The 15,004-nt window shown below is 73.6% G+C and carries 14 protein-coding genes; 8 read left to right on the top strand and 6 right to left on the bottom strand.

The window, feature by feature from the left end; genetic code table 11:
• Window positions 1-51 precede the first annotated feature (51 nt).
• Window positions 52-657, top strand: coding sequence for a DUF6328 family protein (locus ABZ810_RS34990; RefSeq protein ID WP_358410586.1), 606 nt, complete (start codon window positions 52-54; stop codon window positions 655-657).
• A gap of 76 nt (window positions 658-733) precedes the next feature.
• Here ABZ810_RS34990 and ABZ810_RS34985 read toward each other — a convergent pair whose 3' ends face one another.
• Entirely contained in the window at window positions 734-1,924 is a 1,191-nt protein-coding gene (locus ABZ810_RS34985; protein ID WP_358410584.1) for a S8 family serine peptidase, read from the bottom strand.
• 316 nt (window positions 1,925-2,240) lie between these two features.
• Window positions 2,241-3,689, bottom strand: a complete 1,449-nt coding sequence (proS, locus tag ABZ810_RS34980; RefSeq protein WP_358410582.1) for a proline--tRNA ligase — start codon at window positions 3,687-3,689, stop codon at window positions 2,241-2,243.
• 75 nt (window positions 3,690-3,764) lie between these two features.
• Between proS and ABZ810_RS34975 the strand changes: the two genes are divergently transcribed.
• Genes ABZ810_RS34975 through ABZ810_RS34945 form a run of 7 tightly spaced genes read left to right on the top strand, consistent with a single transcriptional unit; the run spans window position 3,765 to window position 10,775 of the window.
• The gene (locus tag ABZ810_RS34975; protein WP_358410580.1) at window positions 3,765-5,486 is read left to right on the top strand and encodes a proline--tRNA ligase; all 1,722 of its coding nucleotides are present in this window, start codon (window positions 3,765-3,767) and stop codon (window positions 5,484-5,486) included.
• Window positions 5,487-5,495: 9 nt separating this feature from the next.
• A complete protein-coding gene (locus ABZ810_RS34970) occupies window positions 5,496-6,443 on the top strand; it encodes an NAD-dependent epimerase/dehydratase family protein (RefSeq protein WP_358410578.1) in 948 nt (315 codons plus the stop codon).
• Window positions 6,440-7,777 carry a glycosyltransferase gene (locus ABZ810_RS34965; RefSeq protein ID WP_358410576.1) on the top strand — a complete coding sequence of 446 codons (1,338 nt, stop codon included), beginning with the start codon at window positions 6,440-6,442 and terminating at the stop codon, window positions 7,775-7,777. Before ABZ810_RS34970 ends, ABZ810_RS34965 begins: the two co-directional genes overlap by 4 nt.
• Window positions 7,668-8,369 (top strand): hypothetical protein, encoded by a 702-nt coding sequence (locus ABZ810_RS34960; RefSeq protein ID WP_358410806.1) that lies wholly within the window; start codon window positions 7,668-7,670, stop codon window positions 8,367-8,369. The genes ABZ810_RS34965 and ABZ810_RS34960 overlap by 110 nt, the downstream gene beginning before the upstream one ends.
• Complete coding sequence (locus tag ABZ810_RS34955; RefSeq protein ID WP_358410574.1) at window positions 8,366-8,722, top strand: hypothetical protein; 357 nt, start codon at window positions 8,366-8,368, stop codon at window positions 8,720-8,722. Before ABZ810_RS34960 ends, ABZ810_RS34955 begins: the two co-directional genes overlap by 4 nt.
• Window positions 8,722-9,846: a glycosyltransferase family 4 protein gene (locus tag ABZ810_RS34950; RefSeq protein WP_358410572.1), complete on the top strand. Its 1,125-nt coding sequence runs from the start codon at window positions 8,722-8,724 to the stop codon at window positions 9,844-9,846. The genes ABZ810_RS34955 and ABZ810_RS34950 overlap by 1 nt, the downstream gene beginning before the upstream one ends.
• Window positions 9,847-9,848: 2 nt before the next feature.
• On the top strand, window positions 9,849-10,775 hold the full coding sequence (locus ABZ810_RS34945; protein WP_358410804.1) for a hypothetical protein: 927 nt from the start codon (window positions 9,849-9,851) through the stop codon (window positions 10,773-10,775).
• On the opposite strand, the gene ABZ810_RS34940 is transcribed toward ABZ810_RS34945, so the two are convergent.
• The 4 genes from ABZ810_RS34940 to ABZ810_RS34925 all read right to left on the bottom strand — a co-directional run bounded on the left by ABZ810_RS34940 (window position 10,706) and on the right by ABZ810_RS34925 (window position 14,996).
• Window positions 10,706-11,242 carry a YceI family protein gene (locus tag ABZ810_RS34940; protein ID WP_358410570.1) on the bottom strand — a complete coding sequence of 179 codons (537 nt, stop codon included), beginning with the start codon at window positions 11,240-11,242 and terminating at the stop codon, window positions 10,706-10,708. The two genes, ABZ810_RS34945 and ABZ810_RS34940, sit on opposite strands and share 70 nt — an antisense overlap.
• 24 nt (window positions 11,243-11,266) lie before the next feature.
• On the bottom strand, window positions 11,267-12,271 hold the full coding sequence (locus tag ABZ810_RS34935; RefSeq protein ID WP_358410568.1) for a VanW family protein: 1,005 nt from the start codon (window positions 12,269-12,271) through the stop codon (window positions 11,267-11,269).
• A gap of 149 nt (window positions 12,272-12,420) precedes the next feature.
• Window positions 12,421-13,635, bottom strand: coding sequence for an amidohydrolase family protein (locus ABZ810_RS34930; protein WP_358410566.1), 1,215 nt, complete (start codon window positions 13,633-13,635; stop codon window positions 12,421-12,423).
• Entirely contained in the window at window positions 13,632-14,996 is a 1,365-nt protein-coding gene (locus ABZ810_RS34925; protein WP_358410564.1) for an amidohydrolase family protein, read from the bottom strand. The genes ABZ810_RS34930 and ABZ810_RS34925 overlap by 4 nt, the downstream gene beginning before the upstream one ends.
• Between the last annotated feature and the right edge of the window lie 8 nt (window positions 14,997-15,004).

Below are 15,004 nucleotides of genomic sequence, written 5' to 3'. Positions count from 1 at the left end.
CGGGCCGCTCCACCAGGTGAAAATGTCAAAGTTGGGGGTATTTGGCCCCGCATGAGCACCGAATCGCCTGCGCCGCCCATCGCGAACTCCCGCAACGAGACCGAGCACGAGCGGCTCGACCGCCAGCTCATGGAGCTGTTGCAGGGGTTCCGCGTCGCGGTCACCGGCGTCCAGGTGCTGTTCGCGTTCCTGCTCACCGTGCCCTTCGCCCCGGGCTTCGACCGGGTGGACGACACGGGCCGGGACCTGTTCTACGTCGCGCTGTACTCGGCCGCGTTCGCCTCGATCTGCTTCATCGCGCCGGTGATCCAGCACCGGCTGCTGTTCCGGCTCAACCAGAAGCCCCTGCTGATCAGGCGGGCCAACCGGTACGGCATCCTCGGCGCGGTGGCGCTCGCGTTGTCGATCACCTCCGCCACCACCCTGATCATCAAGGTGCTGGGCGGGACCGGCGCCGCCATCGCCACCGCCGCCGTGGTCGCCGTGCTCTGCGCCTGGGTCTGGTTCGCCCAGCCGCTGCTCACCCGGCGCACCGCCGCACGTTCGCCCGGCGACTCCTCCCGGCATCTGGTCAGCACCCCCCGAGCAGGCACCCCGTCCGGGAACGGCGCCCCCGCCGTGGAGCGCGAGACGGTCCGCGGCCCGGCCGGCGAGTGAGCGCGGCGCCCCGCCGCCGCGCACGGCGGGGCGCCTGCTCCGTCATCCGGTGCCGGCCGGCGTCACGTGGACGATGTCAGCCGCCGACGTACAGCAGCTTGTTCGGCGAGCCGGTACCGGCGTCGGTCACCACGTCGGGCGTGGCCGCGGTGCCCAGCGCCTCGCCGACCTGCTCGGGCGTGGCCGCGGTGTTGGCCGACAGGTAGAGCGCCGCCGCGCCCGCGACGTGCGGGCTGGCCATCGAGGTGCCGTTGAGGCTCCGCGAGGCGCCGTCGTCGGTCACCCAGGCCGAGGTGATGTCCGAGCCCGGCGCGAACAGGTCGACGCAGGTCCCGAGGTTGGAGAACGACGACCGCGCGTCCTGCGCGTCGCTGGCCCCCACCGTGATCGCCTCGGGCACCCGCGCGGGCGACGACCCGCACGCGTCCTGGCCGTCGTTGCCGGCGGCGAGGGCGTAGGTCACGCCGGACGCCACCGACTTCTTGACCGCGTCGTCCAGGGCGGACGAGACGCCGCCGCCGAGGCTCATGTTGGCCACGGCGGGTTTCTGGGCGTTCTCGGTGACCCAGTCGACGCCGGCGATGACGCCCTCGGTGGAGCCGCTGCCGTCGCAGCCGAGCACCCGGACGGCGACCACGTTCGCCTCCTTGGCCACGCCGTACTCGCCGCCCGCGACCGTCCCGGCCACGTGGGTGCCGTGGCCCTGGCAGTCGGTGGCGTCGTCGTCGTTGTCGACGAAGTCGTAGCCGCTGGTGGCGCGGCCCCCGAACGTGGAGTGCGTGAGCCGCACGCCGGTGTCGATCACGTACGCGGTGACGCCCTGGCCCGTGGCGGCCGGGCCGTAGGCGTCGTCGAGCGGGAGGGCGCGCTGGTCGATGCGGTCCAGGCCCCAGGAGGCGGTGGCCTCGCTGATGCGGAACGTGCGGTTCTGCTCGACGAACGCGACGTCGGAACGGGCGGCCAGGCGGCGGGCCTGGCGTTCGCCGAGGTTCACCGAGAAGCCGCGCAGGGAGTTGTCGAACACGCGGCGGACCTTGCCGTCGTGCTCGCCCGCCAGGGAGCGGGCGGTGGACGGGACGTCCTTGGTGGTGTCCTTCAGCACCACGATGTAGTCGCCGGGGACGGCGCCCGGGGCGCCGGCGTTACGGACCGTGCCCAGCTGTTCCTGGGCGAGGGCCTGGGCGGGGAGCGCGACACTGGCGGCCAGTGCCGTGAGGGCGATGACGGGCGTTGCCAGGGATCGCCTGGACTTCGACGCCTTGCTCATTCGCGGGTGCCTCCTGGGGGGAGCGAAGTCTGCTCCGCACGCGACGGTGCGCGGGGAGCCGATCACGAAGCACCACATGTTGTGCATAGCGCCCCAAAACCCGGCAAGACTCCTGGGGTGAACATCCGCCACTTTGGCCACATCCGGACACAGTGAGCGGTAAACCGATCAGCCGTCCCGCGCGTCTCTCCGCAACGCGAACGGCCCCTCCTCACCGGGTGAGGAGGGGCCGCGCGGCGTCCAGGACCAGCCGTCCGGGATCAGGTGTCCGGGATCAGGTGTCCGGGATCAGGTGTCCAGGGTCAGGTGTCCAGGGTCAGTAGGCCTTGCCGAAGATCACGCGCTTGCCGTAGTCGGACGGCCGGCCGCACTTCACGCACACGCCCGTCTCCTCCGGCGCGTCGGCCGGGATGACCCGCGGCGTCGCGGCGGTGTCGGCCTTGATCTCGTCCTCGCACTCGCCGCGCCCGCAGTGGAACGCGCGGGCCCAGCCGCCGGCGACCTGGGCGGCGAACGCGTCCCAGGAGTCGACCGTGGCGGTGTGCTCCTCGCGGAAGGTCTCGGCCCGGGCGAGGAGGAACGCCTGGAAGTCCGACAGGATGCCCGGCAGCAGCTCGGGCACCTTCTCCAGCGGGATCTGCTCCTTGCCCTGGCCCTCGACGGTCGGCAGGCGCCGGACCAGCGTGGCGACGCCGGCGTCGATGTCGCGCATGCCGAGCTCGATGCGGACCGGGACGCCGCGCATCTCCCACTCGTTGAACTTGAACCCGGGAGAGAGCTGCGGCCGGTTGTCGTCCACGTGGACCCGGATGCCCATCGTCTTGATGGCGGCACCCAGCTTGCGCGCCTCGGCGGCGGCCTGCTCGCCCTGCTCCTTGCGCCCGATCGGCACGATGACGACCTGGTGGGGCGCCATCCGCGGCGGCAGCACCAGGCCCTTGTCGTCGCCGTGCGTCATGATCACGCCGCCGATCATGCGGGTGCTCATGCCCCAGGACGTGGTGTGGGCCAGCTGGAGCCTGCCGTCCTCGTCCTGATAGTCGATCTCGAACGCCTTGGCGAAGTTGGTGCCGAGGTAGTGCGAGGTGCCGGCCTGCAGGGCCCGGCCGTCGCGCATCATGCCCTCGATCGTGTACGTGCGCACCGCGCCCGCGAAACGTTCGCCCGGGGTCTTCTCGCCCTGCACGACCGGCATGGCGGCCAGCTCGCGCGCCACGCCCGCGTAGGCGTCCAGCGCCCACATGGTCTCGCGCATCGCGTCCTCTTCGTCGAGGTGCGCGGTGTGGCCCTCCTGCCAGAGGAACTCGGTCGTCCGCAGGAACATGCGCGGCCGCATCTCCCAGCGCACCACGTTGGCCCACTGGTTGAGCAGCAGCGGCAGGTCGCGGTGCGACTCGATCCACTTGGCCATGTACTCGCCGATGACGGTCTCGGAGGTCGGCCGCACGACCAGCGGCTCCTCCAGCTCCTTGCCGCCGGCGATCGTCACGACGGCCAGCTCCGGCGAGAATCCCTCGACGTGCTCGGCCTCCCGCTTGAGGTAGGACTCGGGGATGAACATCGGGAAGCACGCGTTGTCGTGCCCCGCGTCCTTGATCCGCCGGTCCAGGTCCGCCTGGAGCAGCTCCCACACCCGGTAGCCGTACGGCCGGATGACCATCGTGCCCCGCACCGGACCACGGTCGACGAGCTGGGCCTGCACGACCAGCTCGTTGTACCAGGCGGAGAAATCCTCGCTCTGCGGTGTCACACCTTCTCGACTCACGGCACGAGGGTACTAAGGACCCGGGCATCGCCTGGACTCGACGACGCTTCGGTGCCGCGCTGTTATGGTCCGCAGATGCGCTGGTCCCAGACGTTCACACCGACACTGAGGGACGATCCGGCCGAGGCCGACGCCCCCAGCCACCGACTCCTGCTGCGCGCCGGGTACGTGCGCCAGCTCACGGCGGGCCATTACTCCCTGCTGCCGCTGGCGGTCCGCGTCCGCGCCAAGGTCGTCCAGATCGTGCGCGAGGAGATGACCCGGATCGGCGCGCAGGAGATGTTGCTGCCGGCGATGCACCCGGCCGACGTCTGGCAGCGGTCGGGCCGCTGGGAGCTCATGGGCCAGGAGATGTTCCGGCTGAAGGACCGGCGCGGCGCCGACCTGGCCCTCGGGATGACGCACGAGGAGATCTTCGCGACGGTCGCGCTGGAGCTGAGCTCCTACAAGCAGCTGCCCCAGCAGTGGTACCAGTTCCAGACCAAGTTCCGGGACGAGCCGCGCCCCAAGAGCGGCCTGCTGCGGGTCCGCGAGTTCACCATGAAGGACGCCTACAGCTTCGATCTCGACCAGGAGGGCCTGGACGCCTCGTTCCAGGCCTACCACGGCGCCTACGTCCGGATCTTCGAGCGGCTGGGCATCCCGGCGATCCCGGTGGACGCCTCCAGCGGCACCATGGGCGGCTCGGGGTCGACCGAGTTCATGTCCCCGGCCGAGATCGGCGAGGACCTGATCGTGCACTCCCCCGCCTGCGGCTACGCGGCCAACGTGGAGAAGGCCACGTCACGGCTGCCCGAGCCGGACGACGGAACCGCCGCCGGGGCCGCCGCCGGGGCCGGCGACCCGGCGCCCGAGCCGTTCGACACCCCGGGCGTCCGCACGATCGACGATCTGGCCACCGGCTACGACGCGCCCGGCGACCGGCAGATCAAGACGCTGGTCTACCTGCTGGACGACCGGCTCACGCTGGTCCTGCTCCGCGGTGACCATCCGCTGAACGAGCAGAAGCTGGTCGACGCGACCGGGGCGGTCACGATCCGGGCCGCCGCGCCCGAGGAGATCCAGGACGCGCTCGGCGCGCTGCCGGGCAGCCTGGGCGCGGTGGGCGTCACCGGCCACCCGATCATCGCGGACGAGGCGCTGCGCGGCCGCCGCGGCATGTTCACCGGCGCCAACTCCGACGACGTGCACCTGCGCGGCGTGGACGTCGACCGCGACATCCCCGTCGGCACCTGGGCCGACCTGCGCGAGGTGGCCGCCGGCGAGCCCTGCCCCCGCTGCGGCGAGCCGCTGCGGGTGGAACGGGCGATCGAGGTCGGCCACATCTTCAAGCTGGGCGACCGCTACGCCCGCGCGCTCGGCGTCGAGGTGCTCGACCCGGACGGCAGGCGGGTGACGCCGATCATGGGCAGCTACGGCATCGGGGTCGAACGGGCGATGGCGGCGATCGTGGAGGCCCACCACGACGACAGGGGCATCGTGTGGCCGGTCGCCGTGGCGCCGTTCCAGGTGGCCGTGGTGATCGCGCAGTCGGACGACGAGGCGACGGCCGCCGCGGCCGAGGAGGTCTACGCCGCGCTCGGCGCCGCCGGGGTCGAGGTGATCATCGATGACCGGCCGGAGCGGGCCGGGGTGAAGTTCCGCGACGTGGAGCTGACCGGCATCCCCTACCGGATCACGGTCGGCCGGCGGGGCCTGGCCGAAGGCGTGGTCGAGGTGACCACCCGGGCCACCGGCGAGACCGTCAAGGTCGCTCCCGCCGAGGTCGTGGCGCACGTGGAGACGCTTCTGTCCTAGTGTGCACGGGTGCGGGTGGTGGTGACGGGAGCGGCCGGGTTCATCGGGAGCCATGTGGCCGAGGCGCTGGCGGGGGCCGGGCATGAGGTGCTGGCCGTCGACGCGCCCGCCCGTTCGCTCGCGCCCGAGGCGGCACGGCGCCGCTGGGCCGGGCTCGCCGAGGTCCCCGGCGTGACGCCGATCGAGACCGACCTGGCCGAGGACGACCTCGCCAAGCTCGGCGAGGCCGACACCGTCGTGCACCTGGCCGGACGGCCCGGCATCCGCAGTTCGTGGGGCGCGGGCCGGGCGGTCGTCCGGCGCGACAACGTCCTCGCGACCCGGCGGCTGCTGGCGGCCTGCGCCGAACGCCGGCCACGCGTGGTGGTGGCGTCCAGCTCGTCGGTGTACGGGTCGGCCGGGCACCGGCCCCACCGCGAGGACGACCCGCTCGCTCCGGCCAGCCCGTACGCCGAGAGCAAGGCCGAGGTCGAGCGGCTCACCCGATGCGCCGTCCGCGACGGCCTCCCCGCGGTCGTGCTGCGCTACTTCTCGGTCTACGGGCCGCGGCAGCGTCCCGACATGGCGTTCCACCGGTTCGTCGAGGCGGCGCTGGACGGGCGCCCGCTGCCGGTCTTCGGCGACGGCCGCGGGTCCCGCTCGTTCACCCACGTCCGGGACGTGGTGCGGGCGACGGTCGCGGCGGCCGAGACCGACCTGCCGCCGGGCGTCGCGATCAACATCGGCGGCACCGACCCGGTGCCCGTCCGCGCGGCGATCGGCCTGATCACCGGCGCGCTGGGCGTCGAGGCCCGGACGCACAGCGAGGATCCGGTGGCCGGGGACGCCGAACGTACCTGGGCCGACACCGGCCGGGCGGCGCGGCTGCTGGGATGGCGGGCCGAGATCGGCCTGGCCGACGGCCTGCGCGACCAGATCGCCTGGCACCGGTCGCTGCGGGCGGAGGGCGCCCGGTGATCCGGCACCGCGCGGCCTACATCGCCTTCGACCGGTTCCCCTCCAGCAAGGGGTCCGGAGTCCACATCGCGCAGATGGCGGACGAGCTGTTCACCCGTTTCGGCGGCGGCCTGCTGGCCGTGATCGGCGGCGGTGGCCTGCCTCGCTACCAGCGGGAGGGCGACCGTGAGATCGCCCGGTTCGAGGCCGCGATCCCCAACCTGATCGACCGCGCCGAGGCGTTCTCCGCCTGGGTCGCCGGCCACCTCGCGCCGCATCTGGCGACGCTGGAGATCTGCCATGTCCGCGACCCCTGGGGCGCGCTGCCCGCGGTGACCGCGCCGGGCCGGCGGCACCGGGTGGTGTTCGAGGTGAACGGGCTGCCGTCGATCGAGATGCGGCACACCTGGCCGCACACCGCGCCGAGCACGCTGGCCAAGATCCGCGAGCTGGAACGGTTCTGCCTGGACCGCAGCGACGCCGTGATCGTGCCGTCGAACGTGATCGCCGCGGCGGTGGCCGGGCTCGGGGTGCCGGACCGCAAGATCACCCTCGTCCCGAACGGCGCCGCCCCGGCCCCGTTCCCGAACGGCGCCGCCCCGGCGCCGCGCCCGCCGCGTCCCGGCGGCGCCCCCGGCCGCTACCTGATCTACGTCGGCGCCCTCCAGCCGTGGCAGGGGCTCGACGTGCTGCTGCGGGCGTTCGCCCGGCTCGCCGACCTGCCGGACCTGCGGCTGGTGATCTGCTCCTCGGTGCCGGAACGGCGCGCCAGGCCGCTGCGGCGCCTGGCCGAACGGCTCGGCGTGGACGGGCGGATCGACTGGTTGTTCACGCTGCCGCACCACGAGGTGGCCGCCTGGCTGGCGAACGCGGAGGTGTCGGTCGCGCCGCTGACCGGCTGCGCCCGCAACCTCGACCAGGGCTGCGCGCCGCTGAAGGTGCTGGAGTCGATGGCCGCGGCGACCCCCGTGGTCGCCTCCGACCTGCCCGCGGTGCGCGAGCTGATGACCGACGGCGAGCACGGCCGGCTGGTGCCGGCCGACCGGCCGGCGGCGCTCGCCCGCGCCGTGCGGGTCCTGCTGGAGTATCCGGACGAGGCCCGGGCGATGGGCGACCGTGCCCGGAAACGGATCGAGGACGGCCTGACCTGGCCGCATTCTCGCGGGCGCCTCGCCGGTGTCTACCGTACGATCGCCCCGAATCAGGGTGGAGGTTCCGGTGTTCTGGCGGAAGCAGAAGGCAGCGATCGAGACGTTCCACCCCCTGCACCAGCAGCTGATCTGGCACAAGGGCCTGTCGGTCACGATGCGCCCGGCCGACTGGGAGCAGCTCATCCAGAGCCTGGCCGGGCATGACGCGCAGGTCCGGCGGCGCAGGTGGGCTCCGCCCGCCCGCGCCAAGGGCGTGCTGGTGCCGCTGCTGCGCGTGTTCGGCGCCGACATGAGCCCCGACGGCATGCTCGGCGTCACCGCCGACCTGCGCGGGCCGGACGTCCAGGGCAAGCTGTCGCAGCAGCAGAAGTACCCCGGCCGGGACCGGCGGGTCCGCAGCGTCACCGAGTGGTGGTCGCACGACCCCTGGTTGCGGATGCGGGCCGAGCTCCGCGACGGCGGCGTCGTCGAGCTGTCCGTGACCGACCGGGTGCGCTACCGGAAGATCCACAAGGTGAACCCCCGGGGCAAGCACAAGTGGAAGACCAAGACCAAGACGGTCCACCGGGTCACGGTCTCGCGGAAGCTGCCCAAGGACGCCGTCCCCCGGCGGCCGCCGACCCGGCCGCCGGGCTGGATCGCGGTCAAGGTGCGCGGCGGGCCCAGGACGCTGATCCGGACGAGCGCCAAGATCGTCGCGACCGGGGACGAGCGGGCGCTGCCCGACCAGATCCTGCACGTGATGACCGAGCTGTTCCGGTGGACGCCGCCGGGCGCCACGAGGAGGACCCGGTGACTCCCTGCTCCGTGACCACGGGCTTCTTCGTGCTGGGCCGCTGCGGCCAGGCCGCCGTCGCGTCGTGCCCGCAGTGTCACCAGCCGATCTGCGGCCGGCACGTGGACGTGAACGGGCTCTGCCCGTCGTGCGCCGCCGCGGCCGGATACGGCGCCAACGACCCGCACGATCCGCGCTGGGTCGGCACGTACCGGCGGTACCACTACCACCGCACCTCGCAGACCTACAGCGACACGGCCTGGTACGCCGGCATGGACTCCTACGACCGCGGCACGTTCAACCCCGGCGACGACTGGTCGTCGGGCTCGGGCGACTTCGGCTCGGACGACGACACCGGCTTCGTGGACAGCTGATGCCGCGCGTCCTCTGGGTCACCGAGCACTACCCGCCCAGCCAGGGCGGCATGGCGCAGTCGTGCGACCGCATCGTGCGCGGCCTGCGCGGCGCCGGGCTGGAGATCGACGTCGCCCATCTGACCCGGCGCGACCGTCCCTGGCGGATCGAGCGCGAGCACGGCGGGCGGCTGCTGACCGCCCCGCTGGACAACGATCCCGAGCACGCGCTGCGGCGGTTGTGGACGGTGCTCGCCGCCGACGGCACCCCGTACGGCCACGTCGTTGCGTTCGGCGGCGCCTACGCGATGCTGGGCGCGCCGATGTACGCGGCGCTGCTCGGGGCGCCGCTGGTCACGCTGCTGCGCGGCAACGACATCGACATCGGCGCGTTCTCGGCGCGCCGACGGGACGTGCTGCGCGACGCCCTCGCCGCCTCCGCGCGGGTCTGCGTCGTCGCCCGCTCGCACCGGCCGCTCGTGGCGGCGCTCGCGCCGGGCGCGGCGGTCACCTTCGTGCCCAACAGCGTCGACACCACCGACTGGGGCGTCCTGCCGTCCGAACGCGAGCGCGCCGCCGCCTGGCGCGCCGCGCACGTCGTCCCCGGACGCCGCACGATCGGGCTCATCGGGCAGCTCAAGACCAAGAAGGGCGTGGGCTTCCTGCTCGACGCGCTGTGGGCCTCCGGCCACGCGGAGGCGTTCCACCTGCTGCTGGTCGGCGAGGTGGAGGAGAGCGTCGCCGCCTGGCTGGCCGCGCGCGGCGACGCGGTACCCCACTCGGTGCTCCCGTTCATGGACCGCTACGAGCTGCCGTCCGTCTACGCCTCCTGCGACCTGGCGGCGCTGCCGTCGTTCTATGACGGCATGCCGAACGTGGCGCTGGAGGCGGCGGCGCTCGCCGTGCCGCTGCTGGCCTCCGACGCGGGCGGCCTGGCCGACGTGGCCGACGACGAGATCGGCTTCACCTTCCCGGCGGGCGACGCGCACGCCTGCCGGGCCGCGATCGACCGGGCGGCCCGCGCGAGCGAAGCGGAGCTGGCCGGGCTCGGCGCCGCCGGTGAGCAGCGGGTCCGCCGCGACTTCACCCCGGAGGCGGAGACCGCGGGTTACCGGGCCGTCCTCGCCGAGGTGTCCGGCCCTTGATCGTGTGTTGTGCGGAGGGCGACGGGCTCGGGCACCTGACCCGGGTGCGGGCCGCGCTGCACACCCTGGGGTACGGCGGGCGGCCGGTGACGATCCTGTCCGGCTCGCCGTTCGCCGCCGACCCGCGGGTGGTCGGCGACGTGCCGGTCCGCCGTCCGCCGCCCGGCCTCGACCGGGCCGGGCTGAACGGCTGGACGGCGGCGACGCTCGCCGGGCTGGCGCCCGCCGAGGTGATCATCGACGCGTTCCCGGCGGGCCTGCGCGGTGAGCTCACCGCGGACGCCGTCCCGGACGGGACACGGGTCACCCACCTCGCCCGGCTGCTGCGCTGGGACGCCTACCGCCCGCTGCTCCCCGACGCCCCGCCGCGGTTCGACCGCACGTTCGTCCTGGAGCCGCTGCACCCGCGCCACCTCGCCCATCTGGAGGCGGTGTCGGCCGAGACCACGCCGCTCCGGCTCACCGACCCCGAGCCGCCCGAGCCCGCCGCCGGCGCGGAACCGGGCGCGGATCTGGACGGCTGGCTCATCGTGCACTCCGGCCCGGACGCCGAGATCCTCGAACTCCTCGCGTACGCGCGGGAGACGGCCGCGATGGAGGGACTGCTCCCGCGCCTCACCCTGGCCGCGCCGCACCGGCCGTCCGCCCTGCCCGACGGCGTCGCCCACCTCGACGTCTACCCGGTCTGGCCGCTGGCGTCCCGCGCCGAACGGATCATCACGGCGGCGGGGTTCAACACCGTCCGGCAGTTCGCCCCGTGGCGGGCCAAGCACCGCGTGGTGCCGTTCCCGCGGTCGCTGGACGACCAGTACGCCCGCGCCGCCGCGTACCGGCACGACGCCGGAGCCGATGCGGCCGGTCAGGCCGGCAGGTCGAAGGTGACGCCGACGTCGTCGGCCAGCTTGAGGGCGCCGAAGAACGCCGAGTAGGGCTTGACGCCCCAGCGCGACTGCCGGACCGTCGCGCCGCCGCGCAGCCTCCCGTCCGACTCCGCCGCCTCGACGGTCAGCGGCCCGGACCGGCCCGCGACGGTCAGCTCGCCGGTGACCGTGAACGCCGCGGCCGTCCCCTCGACGGCGGTCGACCGGAAGACGATCGTCGGATGCCGGCCGGACTGGAGCACCTTCCGCAGGTTCTTCCCGATCTCCTCGCGGTCGCCGTCCGAGAGCGGCAGCACGCCGCCCGTGCCCTCCCGCACCTCCAGGCCGTCGACCTCCACCTCGACCTCGACCGAGGAGGAGCCGGGCTCGGCGCCGACGACGGCGGTCGCCGACCAGCGGGTCGCCTCGATGGTGAGGTCGTGGCCGGCACGGCGGCCCAGCCCGCTGCGACTGGTCGTGAGCAGCAGCCGCCCGTCGCCCGGCCCCAGCTCGTGCGTGCCCTCGTTCAGCGTCATGCGCCCACCCTAGGCACAGGAGCCCTAGGTGCAGCGGACCTGGGGCTGGGGGCGGTAGGCGGTGTGGAAGCGCTCGCGGCGCAGGTGGCGGCCCCCGTCCGACAGGACGCGCCACACGTCGACCTGGAACCCGCGCCCGCCCGGCATGGCGACGCATCGCCTGCCGCGGTCGACCGACCTGCTGAACGGGACGAACCTGTAGGGCTTGGAACGTTCGGCGCGCACGTCGAACCGGCGGGTGCCCCACAGGCTGACCGTCAGCGTCGTCCGCGTGTGGGTGGCGCGGACCATCACCGGGTGCCCGGAGTCGTTGTGCCAGGTGAAGTCGAGCTGCGGGTAGGCGACGGCCGCCTCCCTGCCCTTCGGGTACTCGGGCAGCCACATCGAGTGCGCCCTCGACTCGCGGATCTTCATGCCGCCGTCGAAGACCGCGTTGAACAGGGTCGCCGAGACCTGGCAGATGCCGCCGCCGACGTCGTCCACCATCCGCTCGCCGAGGATCGCCGGCGCCGGGACGTAGCCGCGGCCCCGGGTGCGCGGGCCGACGACGCGGTTGAACGAGAACGTCGCGCCGGGCCGCACCACCGTGCCGTCCAGCCTGGCGGCGCCGACCTGGATGTTGCGGACGCGCGGTTCGCCCGCCCGGAAGCTCGTGGTGTACGAGCTGATCCGCTGATGGATGCCGAGCGCCCGCATCTGCGGCGTCGGCCCGTCCGGCGCCGGGACCGGCTGCCGGGCCGTCCGCCGGCCGGACTGCCCGGCCGGGTCGGCCACGGGCGCCGCCCCGCCGGGCACGACCGCGCGTTCGGCCGCCGCCGCCCCCCGGGAGTCCGGCCCGGTGCCCGCCACCAGATAGGCGCCGAGCAGGAGCATCGTCGCCGCGAGCATGCCCGCGACGTACGGCCACCAGCGCAGCGCGCACTCGCCGAGACCCGGCTGGCCTCGATGGATCCGCGCGGTCTCCTCGTTGCCCCGATGCCTGCCGTGTCTTCCCCGTACGGCGGGCTTGGCTCGTCTCGCACCGCTCACGGCGCGGCCACACCTCCCCCGATGACGCACCCGAGTCGTCACTTGACCTGTCGGCCGGGGGGAGGACACAGCGTGGCACGGTGCCCCGGACCGGCGGCACCACCAGGCGAGCTATCTTGCGAAGCTTTGCCGTTCCGGGGAGGTTCGCCTCACCAGGCCCTGATGATCGTTTCCGGGTTGAAGACCGGGCTGGTGGCGCCCGCGGGCAGTTCGGTGAGCGGCTCGGCGAGCTCGCGTTCGGACGGTCCGGCCCGGTCGGCGTGCGGGCGCAGCGCGGCGAGGTCGAAGCCGTACACCCGGGCCGCGTTCCCGGCGAGGATGGCGAGCCTCTCGTCGGCCGGGACGTCGTGGAACGTGCGGCGCAGCGCCTCCCGGCTGTAGGGATAGGTGCCCTCGTCGTGCGGGAAGTCGCTGCCCCACATGATCCGTTCGACGCCGATGTCGTGCCGCAGCGGGATCTCCGACGGCTTCATGAACGTGGCGCCCACGTGGCAGTTGCGCGCGAAGTACTCGCTCGGCCTGAGGGAGAGCTTGGAGGCCGCGGGGCCGCCGAACTTCGCCTCCGCCGTCGCGTCGCCCGAACGGAACCGCGAGTGGTAGTAGTCGAGCGTCTTCAGCACGCCGGGGATCCAGTCGGACCCCTGCTCGGTCAGCACGAACCGCAGGTCCGGATGGCGTTCGAAGACGCCGCCGAAGATGAGGTGCCAGAGCGCGCGGTGCGCGTACCAGCTCACCTCGACGATGAAGACGGCCAGCGACACCGGGTTGGGCTCCAGGCCGGGCGCCCCGGTGCCGCCGTGGTGGTTGACGGGCATGCCCAGCTCGGCGCACGTCCGCCAGATCGGGTCGTACACCTCGGAGTGCAGCGGCGGCACCGACGCGCCGGGCGCCACTCCGGGGACGAGCACGCCGCCGGTCAGCCCGGCCGCGTGCGCCCAGCGGATCTCCTCGACCGCGTCGTCCACGTCGTTCAGCATGATCTGCGCGACGCCGGCCCGGCGGCCGGGCGCCTGCGCGCAGAAGTCGGCCATCCACCGGTTGTGCGCCCGCAGGCCGGCCGCGCGCAGCGTGTACTCCTCGGCGGTCGGATGCGGCGCGGTGAGGTTCGCCGACGGGAAGAACGGCGGGACCGTGTTGGGGAAGAGCACCTCGGCGACGATGCCGTCCTCCTCGAGCTCCCGCAGCCGCCGGCCGGAGTCCCAGTTGCGGGAGGCCTCCGGCGCCTGGAGGTCGGCGAACGGGTTCACGTAGGCCTTCGCCCACGCGTCGAACTCGTCGTGGAGCCGTGACTCCAGATGGGGCCGGTAGTCGAGCAGGTCGGCACCCGCGTGCGAGTCGGCCGAAATGACGATCTGGTTGCTCATCGTGTCCTCCTTGCCGCACCCACCCCGCCGTCCGTGGGGGGACGGCCCCCCACACCCCCCGGAGGCGCTGGGCGGCTTCGCCGTTGAGCACCCACGACAGCCGGGATGTCCGGCCCCGTCAACCAGTGGCGGCCCGTCTCCCTGGCCTGGTCCCAGATGGAGCCGTCGGCCTGGTCCTGGCCGAGGTCGGCCGGGGTCGGGCCGATGCGGTCGGCGAGCGGGCGCAGCGCGTCCACGTCGAAGCCGTACGTCTCCGCCGCCGTCCCGCCGAGCATCGCGCGCGTCTCGTCCACCGGGATGTCGCCGAACGCGTGCGCCAGCCAGTCCCGGGTGTGCGGCCAGGTGCCCTCGGGGTGCGGGAAGTCGTTGCCCCACAGCAGGTTGCCGACGCCGATCTCGTACCGCGACGACAACTCCCGGCGCTTCGGTGTCGACATGCCGATGAAACAGTGCGCGTCGAAGTACTCCGACGGGCGACGCTTCATGTGCTCGCCGAACGAGGCCAGCTTCCGCGTGCCGTGCTCGCGTTCGTAGGCCACGTCCATCTGCCACAGCAGCGTGCCCGTCCACCAGGCGCCCGACTCCGTCACCCCGAACCGCAGCCCGGGGAAGCGTTCGAACACGCCCGTCCAGATGAGGAACCACATCGGCCGCGCCGACCACCACACGACCTCGGTGACGTACAGGCCCAGGTGGGTGCCCAGCTCGTGCCGCGGCGCCGCGCCCGAGTGCGTGTGGACGGGCAGGCCGAGTTCCTCGCAGACCGCCCACACCGGGTCGTACGCCTGGTCGTGGTACGGCTTCTCGCCCTCGCCCCACATCGACGGGATCATGATGCCGCCGCGCAGGCCGTCCGCGTGGGCCCGCCGGATCTCCGCCACGGCGCCGTCCACGTCGCCCACGACCGGCGCGACGATGACGCCGCGCCGCCGGTCGGGAGAGTCCTGGCACAGGCCCGCCAGCCAGCGGTTGTGCGCCCGCGCGCCCGCCAGGGCCAGCGCGGGCTCGTAGTCGGCGCCGACCATCCCGAGCCCGGCCCCGAACGGCGCCGCGGTGCCGCCCGCCACCGCGTCGGCGTCCGGGAAGACGACCTCCCCGGCCACGCCGTCCTTGTCCAGCTCCAGGTCCCGCCGCGCCGCGTCCCAGCCCGCCCGCAGCTCCTCCTCGTGCTCCTCGAACCAGGCGCCGGCGAACTCCTCGTTCTGCAGGCCCAGCCGCCTGCGCGCGTCGGCGATCGCGGACTGCTGGGCGAGGAACCCGTCGAACGCCTCGTGCCGTTCGGGATCCAGGTAGTCGCGGTAGAGCTCGGTCGGCAGGCCGGCGTGGGTGTCCGCCGAAATGATCAGATAGGGCTCGGTCATGCGTGTCT

Source organism: Spirillospora sp. NPDC047279, assembly GCF_040643285.1.
Taxonomy (GTDB): Bacteria; Actinomycetota; Actinomycetes; order Streptosporangiales; family Streptosporangiaceae; genus Spirillospora.
The sequence above is the reverse complement of the archived record's forward strand: the minus strand, read 5'-3'. Positions and strand labels throughout refer to the sequence as shown.